This is a genomic window from Neobacillus sp. MER 74 (assembly GCF_023714155.1).
Genome location: NZ_JAMAUV010000046.1, coordinates 1 through 7,374 on the forward strand (window position 1 = coordinate 1; position 7,374 = coordinate 7,374).

At 33.7% G+C, this 7,374-nt stretch carries 7 protein-coding genes and 2 pseudogenes; 8 read left to right on the forward strand and 1 reads right to left on the reverse strand.

Features of this window, described 5'->3' with window-relative positions; translation table 11 throughout:
* Positions 1-1,283: 1,283 nt before the first annotated feature.
* From M3610_RS27110 to M3610_RS27145, 8 genes and pseudogenes are all read left to right on the forward strand, one after another.
* Positions 1,284-1,421, forward strand: a pseudogene (locus M3610_RS27110) (DUF3231 family protein); the annotation flags it as partial.
* A gap of 14 nt (positions 1,422-1,435) precedes the next feature.
* A complete protein-coding gene (locus M3610_RS27115; protein ID WP_251463578.1) occupies positions 1,436-2,422 on the forward strand; it encodes a DUF3231 family protein in 987 nt (328 codons plus the stop codon).
* A gap of 73 nt (positions 2,423-2,495) precedes the next feature.
* Positions 2,496-3,284, forward strand: a complete 789-nt coding sequence (locus tag M3610_RS27120) for a hypothetical protein (protein ID WP_251463579.1) — start codon at positions 2,496-2,498, stop codon at positions 3,282-3,284.
* A gap of 5 nt (positions 3,285-3,289) precedes the next feature.
* Positions 3,290-3,748, forward strand: a complete 459-nt coding sequence (locus tag M3610_RS27125) for an inorganic phosphate transporter (RefSeq protein WP_251463584.1) — start codon at positions 3,290-3,292, stop codon at positions 3,746-3,748.
* Between the two features lie 241 nt (positions 3,749-3,989).
* A pseudogene (locus tag M3610_RS27130) lies at positions 3,990-4,220 on the forward strand (NADPH-dependent oxidoreductase); the annotation flags it as partial.
* 143 nt (positions 4,221-4,363) lie between these two features.
* Positions 4,364-4,612, forward strand: coding sequence for a DUF3231 family protein (locus tag M3610_RS27135; RefSeq protein ID WP_251463580.1), 249 nt, complete (start codon positions 4,364-4,366; stop codon positions 4,610-4,612).
* A 1-nt stretch (position 4,613) separates the two neighbouring features.
* Positions 4,614-5,219, forward strand: coding sequence for a DUF3231 family protein (locus M3610_RS27140; RefSeq protein ID WP_251463581.1), 606 nt, complete (start codon positions 4,614-4,616; stop codon positions 5,217-5,219).
* Positions 5,220-5,259: 40 nt separating this feature from the next.
* The gene (locus tag M3610_RS27145) at positions 5,260-5,718 is read left to right on the forward strand and encodes a hypothetical protein (protein ID WP_251463582.1); all 459 of its coding nucleotides are present in this window, start codon (positions 5,260-5,262) and stop codon (positions 5,716-5,718) included.
* Between the two features lie 149 nt (positions 5,719-5,867).
* Here the strand turns inward: M3610_RS27145 and M3610_RS27150 are convergent, their stop codons facing one another.
* A complete protein-coding gene (locus tag M3610_RS27150) occupies positions 5,868-7,103 on the reverse strand; it encodes a hypothetical protein (RefSeq protein ID WP_251463583.1) in 1,236 nt (411 codons plus the stop codon).
* Positions 7,104-7,374: the final 271 nt, after the last annotated feature.

Here is a 7,374-nt window from a genome sequence, read left to right on the forward strand (position 1 = left end):
CAAAAATGATTAAGGCAGAATGCAGAATAAATATGAAATAAGCCGTAATTCGATTAAAAAAATCGGAATTTACGGCTATTTGAAATGCGTACCGGAAGGTACGTCTTTTTTATAATTCGGGCTTACAAAGTAACTTATGGGGATAAAAATTTTATAAGAGGGAATATAGGAAATTTTGGTCATGTAGATTTATTAGAGTTTGATGTAATGGCAATAAAGACATATATTTCATATGCCCATTACAAGCTAATACATACAAATAAAAATAATGAGAAAACAACCTTTTGCGGTGAAATAATCTTAGAAAAGACAAAAGAAGGTTGGAAAATATATTCTATTTCTGAGCATAGCGACTGTCGATAGCTTATACAAAAAAAGGCTTTCTTAGTTTTCCTTCCAATAGTCAATTAGGTACTCGACTTGTTTTTTGTCAACAATATTTACAGCGAAATAAACAATATCCTTATATTTCACTTTTCTAATTGTATTTTTTACAACATTATGCATTTCTCTAAAAACCATTATATCCGGTATTGTAAAGGCAACTAAGATAATTGACTTCTTACCATTTATGCCCCAAGACCTCTTGTGCCTAAGACAAGAGGTACAGGGCTTTTCTTACTCTTTAGATAATTGTAAACCCACTCTTGTTCGCTTAAGGCTTTTTCACTCATATAGATAGACACACCCTTATTTGAACGGCTCTTCAATATCTGTACTTTGATAAAAGTAGGTTTCCCATTGGCATAGGAGACTATGCTGCATGAAGTTTCAAGACAATAACAAATCTTATACATCCCCTGACTTCATTGCCATAAACAACTTTCCAAGACTTTTTTCATAAGCCCTATATAATAATAGGAATGAAGCAACAATTAAAATTATCCATTTGGTATTCAACTGAATAAATTTGTTTCGTAGATTAACAATAATCATAGTGTTATCATTTAACACTATACTTCAATGTGGAGGGATATACTTTGAATATTCTCTTTAGCTTATTCTCAACCATAATTATTATGGCTACTAAATTAGCGTTCCTAATTAGTAATTTAACCTTTAGATTAACACCTTTGTTAAGAACACCGTCTTTAACTTAAGAATTGAGTATTCCACAAGTATAGTCTAATTCGCATTGTCGTAGAAAAGGGTGAGCATATAAATGTGCTTGCCTTTTTAAATGAATTCGCCTTTCAATGAGCCTTAATCCTCTTCACAATATTCTACTTAGTGAAATTCATATCACTTGATAAATTGGCAAATAATAACCAAGAGGTGGTTGTATGGATGACAATAAATTAAAACTTACATCTTCCGAAGTAGGAACACTTTGGGGGGAGTGTGTAAACGGTACCATGACAGATTTGGTAAATAGATATATGGTCTCTATTATTGAGGATGAGAAAATTAAAGCCATTTTTTAGGAGGAGTAAAAATGAATAGCATACCTTTATCAGCTACAGAGTTGGGAAACTTGTGGCAGGCTTACCGTGAAAAATCAATGTTGCTTAGGGTTTTGGAGTATTTTATTTTAAAGAGTACAGAGGATGAAACTAAAGAAATTTTAAGAAATGCTTATACAATTGAGAGCAAAAATGAAGAAAAAATTAGAACCATTTTCAAGAACGCAGATGCTGTTATTCCCAACGCTTTCAATGAAAGTGATGTAAATAAAAATGCACCTCAACTATTCGATGATAACTATGCAATTATGTACGTCCGAACAATGGGTAAAGTTCTCTCAGGTCTTTACACATTACACGAAGGGATGTCATATAGACAGGATATTCGTGATTTATATATGGAATTTACAACGGATATGCAACATATATATTCCAAAACAACGGAACACTTGCTGGATAAAGGTGTTTTACCACGCCCTCCTATTGTTCCAATGCCAAAAGAAGTAGATTTCATTAATGATATAAGCTACACAAACGGCTTAAATCCATTTCGAAAAAAACGACCGCTTAACACAGTAGAAATTGGACTAGTGTATCAATCCCTGGAAACTAATTTAGCAGGGATGCGATTGATGAATGGCTTTGAACAAGTAGCTAAAGAATCAGATGTGAAAAAATACTTTACACGAGGGAAAGAACTGGCTAAGGAAATAGTATCTATGATGAGTAATCATTTATTAGATAGCGATATTCCAGCTCCTTCAACTTGGGCGGGGATGGTTACTGATTCGACTATTCCTCCCTTTTCTGACAAACTTATGATGTATAACACTAGTTTATTATCGAATTTTGGACTAGGAAGTAATTCGATTGGTGCAGCTTTTAGCTTTCGAAGTGACTTGCTTTTAAATATGGGGAGTATTATGGCGAAAACGTATGACTTTGCCAAAGATGGGGGGAAAATCTTAATAAAATATGGTTGGTTGGAAGAGCCCCCTTCAGCGTCTAATCGTGCATAAAGAGAGTCTTAAAATTGATTACAATAAAATAAAATTCCTATTAAAAATGATTATTTTCTGTAGGTGGCTTTAAATGAACAATTATACCAATGACAACACTGCTAGACGATATAAAGCCCATGTTAGCGTTTTAGGCACTTCTCAAATTCATTTAAGAAACCCTTATATTATTGGTTGGTGGTCTGCTGCTTTTCCAGGATTCGGACATTTGCTTTTATCTAAATATCTTAGAGGGTATGCGTTATTTATTTGGGAAGTTGTTGTTAATATAAGAGCTCATGTTAATCTAGCAATGGTTTACTCATTTCAAGGAAATATAGATATGGCGAAGGAAGTTTTGGACACAAGATGGCTTTTAATGTATATACCAGTTTATCTTTTTGGCATATGGGATAGTTATCGAACGACGGTTGATTTGAACAAAATTTATCTTTTAGCAAACAGTGAGGACCACCGTTTCAATACATTCAGTCTAGGAGCAGTAGAAATGAATTATCTTGATAAAAGAAACCCTGTTATTTCCGTCATGTGGTCACTATTTGTGCCAGGTCTTGGGCAGCTTTATATACATAGGATTTTAACAGCACTTTTTGTCATCTTTTGGGTAGTCGTCTTCTTTTATTATTCGCATATCCAAGAAGCAGTTTCCCTCTTATTTTTAGGAAAAGTCCAACAGGCTAACTCTGTTTTAAATCCTGAATGGCTCTTATTCCTCCCATCCCATTATGGCTTTGCAACTTTTGACGCTTACATGAATACAATCGAAAATAATAAACTTTACAAAGAGGAACAAAAAAATTACTTAAAAAAGAATTACCAAGCAACAGGTTTTCGAATACTAAAAGGACAAAAAGTGAAGTGATAAGTTTGCAGCTCTTTTCCACCTATGAAAGTAACGCCTTTTTAGAAATAGCTATTTCAGCATTAAAGAAAAAGGGGATTAAACAAGAAGATATATTTGCTGTCCCACTAGATAATAGAACAGAGGAACGTAGGGTTTTTGATTCCTTGCATCGTTCAGACGGCACATCACTAGTTGATATAGGAATGGCACTAGCAACAGCTTTTTCGGTTGTAGGGGCTAGTATTGGGTTTAAATTAGCATGGGGTCCAATTTACTGGGGACTTATCAGTGCCTTTATCGGATTTGTTCTAGGATTCGCTATTAGACTTATTACTGAATTGGTTTTAAAGAAGAAAAAAAGAGTTTTAAGAGGTAAACATTCTGAGATTATTCTAATTATTGATTGTAAAGAAACACAAGCTGAGTTAATAGAAAACATTCTTTGGAATCATTTTGCTTTAGGAGTAGCAAAGGTAAATTAATAATGTGCATTTTCAACTACCGGGTGCATTACTAGAAGAAGCTTTTATATGAAATTTTTGAAGTAGCTCAGTTCATATAGGACTAGGCTACATATTTTCACATTCAAAAGATACCGAAAAAGCTGTGCAATTTCATATGCTCTTTTTAACGAACATATGAAACGATGAAGAATTCATAAGAAAAAACGAGCAATAAAATAATCCTATCTCTACCCGAACTCGATGAAGATTCAATTGATAAAAAGCGGCAGGTATCGTAAGCTATGGGAAACTGGTGGTGCTCGTGTAGCTGAACATTGACGAGGGATTTTTGGAGAATTGTTCATTGCAGATTGGGAACTCACCCACATTGTCTTTATATACAGATTTTGAAAACTTTACAACATTTAAACCAGCTGAATTACATCTTCCTAATATCAATTTGATGCTTGACCAAGTTAACGCTTGGAGCGGTGCATTAAAAACCTTAAGATTTTTCCGTAGGAATATTGAAGTAGCCTCAGCTCTATATAAATGCTGCGACTTTTTAGTTGATGGATTTCATAGGTGTTCTTAAATTATATTTACAATTTAGGGAACAATATTCCTGATGGATTTTCAATCGGAGGTTGTTTTATGGAAAGTAATCATGACCATATTAAGTTAACTACATCTGAAATTGGCACTCTTTGGTCCACCTATATAGAAAATACAGCATTAAGATGTTTTTACAAACATTTCCTTCAGCATCTTCACGAACATGATATAAAATCGATTACTGAAGAAGTCTTAACTTTGGTTGAAAAAATTATTGGAAAAGTAAAAACAATTTTTGAGGAAGAAAATATTCCGATTTTATTCAAAATGTTTATATCACGAAACTGAATTGCATAAGAAAGCATTAGAACTTATGCTTTTTAAAGGATTAAACGATAGACCACCAAAAATGGAATATCCAACAAGCGTAGAGTTTGTTCAACACAATCCATCATTAATCAATACCTGGTTAGGTGATAAAAGACCTTTAAATACTTTAGAAATCGGAGAACTTTTTGCAGGTATTGAAAGAAATGCCATTGGTTTAATTCTTTTGATGGGATTAATTCAGGTAACAAAAGATAAGGAAATAAAGAATTACTTATTAAAAGGAAAAAAGCTATGTGAAAATCAATTAGAATCATTTGACAGATTATTGAAAGAAAATGACAATTTTATCGGCTTTCCAACGACGATGGAGGTAACAAATTCAATAGTTTCTCCTTTCTCAGAGCGATTAATTATGTTTTTTATCGGTTCTACAAACCAAGTTGGTGTTTCTACACTTGGAAATGCTTTATCAATCACAATGAGAAAGGACTTGGCAACTACGTGGTCCTTATTCATAGTAGATGTAATGAAGTATGGAGGGGAAGGATTTAAAATTTTGGTTGAACGTGGATGGATGGAACAGCCTCCACAACCCATAGATAGAAAAGAATTTTATAAATCATAACACCATAAGGAGATGATAATCATAAGAGGATTGTGAGCATGTGAATAATGCAATTGAAAAAATATTATGGAGCATCGCCCTTCCTGGGTTTGGTCAGTTTCTAAACGGGAAAATAATTAAAGGAATTGTTTTTGTGATATTAGAGTTTCTGGTGAATGTTCAAGCGAATTTCAACGTTGTGATTATTTCAAGTTTTCAAGGTGATATTCAAAAGGCGATTTTACAGGCTGATTATCAGTGGTTAATGTTTTATCCATGTTTATATTTTTATGCAATGTGGGATGCCTTTAAGGATGCTGGAGGAGGGAAAGAAAGGTATTCTTTTCTTCCCTTTGTGTTTTCTGCCTATTTTGTTACAGTGGGATGTATTTATTCCTCAAATTTTCTATTATTTGGGGTTTTACTCGGACCTGTTTGGCTTCCTATGTTGTGTGTAATTCCTGGATTAGTTGTAGGAATAATAATAAAGAAAGGTCTAACAAAAAACATTTACAAATAAAGACTCCTTTCTTTTATTGAACTAACGCTTCAGGTTATTATAATATGTGGTGGTAATTCATTATCGGAATACAAAATAAGATAGGAATCATTATTCCAACACTTTGAAACTTGTCGAGTGTTGGAATAATGTATGTTGTCTAATGCTTTTTAGCTAGATGTTTTTGATACCCCTAATGCTCCGTGTTTCCATAATATTTGCTCTACAAACTCTGCTTGATTTTTTTCACACTCTACAATAATAATAACTTCTGCTGAATCTTTTTTCTGAAACCAGTCTCTTTTATATATTATCAAGGAAATGATAACACCCAATATTCCCCCAAAAATAAGCCCAATTAGTGACCAAATTATCGGACCCCAAGCCCAAATAAATCCATAAATACCCCCAAGTAGCATAAAAATTGCCCCTAAAACGAAAGATAATTCAAATTTACTGGCATTTTTTTTATGAATTTTATCAATATCAGGAGATTTTGGAGCACATTTATCAAATGTGGTGACAAAAATATTCTCTTTATGAATACTCTTCTGTTCCAAGTCATTAAGTGCGAGTTCCAAATATGCGCTATGGTTAAAGGTTGAAATAAAATGCATGGAATCCCTCCTTTTAGCTTTGGGGGGCATATTGAACATCTGTGGCTGAAAATTGTCATTTAAATATCTAGATTGTTCTATTTTGAATAATTTATTAGAATACACAATATCTCGATATGAATCACTTACACTAAATAGTAATATTGACGGGAAATTTAAAAACCATTGAGGATTTATTACTCTACCAGCAAGATGAGATTTCCCCTCAAACGTCAAATGAATAGCAGGTAGAACATCTGAATTATAAACAGTGGTAATAAAACAAATGAGAACGAAAAACCCCGTTGGCAGTCTGTTTGCATAAAGGGAACCTAAACCGGGGTTAAACAGGGACCAAATGGCTCCATTCCAAGGTTTTCGATAATCGAGATAATGGAGTTCCAATGGTCCGATGTTAAATGGCATAATTGGTGATTCTAATCGGTCGGCTAACTGTGAATACTTATTTAAATCAATAGTGTGGCTGTAACAATCCCACATTGTAAAAATATACACAGCCGAGTATAGAAGAAACCATCTCGTATCAATTGCAGTCTTAGCAAGCTCGAATTCCCCTATCATAGAATAAAAAATTGCTTCGTTAATATGTGCTTTCACATTAATAAAAAATTCCCAGAGCATAAGCAATGCCCCAGTAAAAAATTTACATAAAATCATATGCCCAGCACCAGGGAAAGCAGCAGACCACCAAACAACTGTCCAAGGGTTCCGTTCCTGTACGTAGTTTATTATATAAGGTGAAAAATGTGCTTTTGGGCGACGTAAATCATTTGAGAATGTTCTTTTCAATATTTTTACCTCGACAATGAATAAAAGTAAATTTAATAATGATATTATCTGTAAAAGTGTTTATAAGTATTCGTTTTGCAGCTTCGTTGAATCCTTTATTATTCGAGGTTATTGTGAACTAATTCACTTAAAGTAACGGGTGCGTTAGTTGTGCGAAATGTTCCTGGCTTAAATTGAGATTGGTCATACAATGCTCAGGTAAAGGTCAGGCAGTTCCTGTCGGAACTGAAGGGTTATATCGAAGAATCAAATGATGGGGTAACGCCCTGAA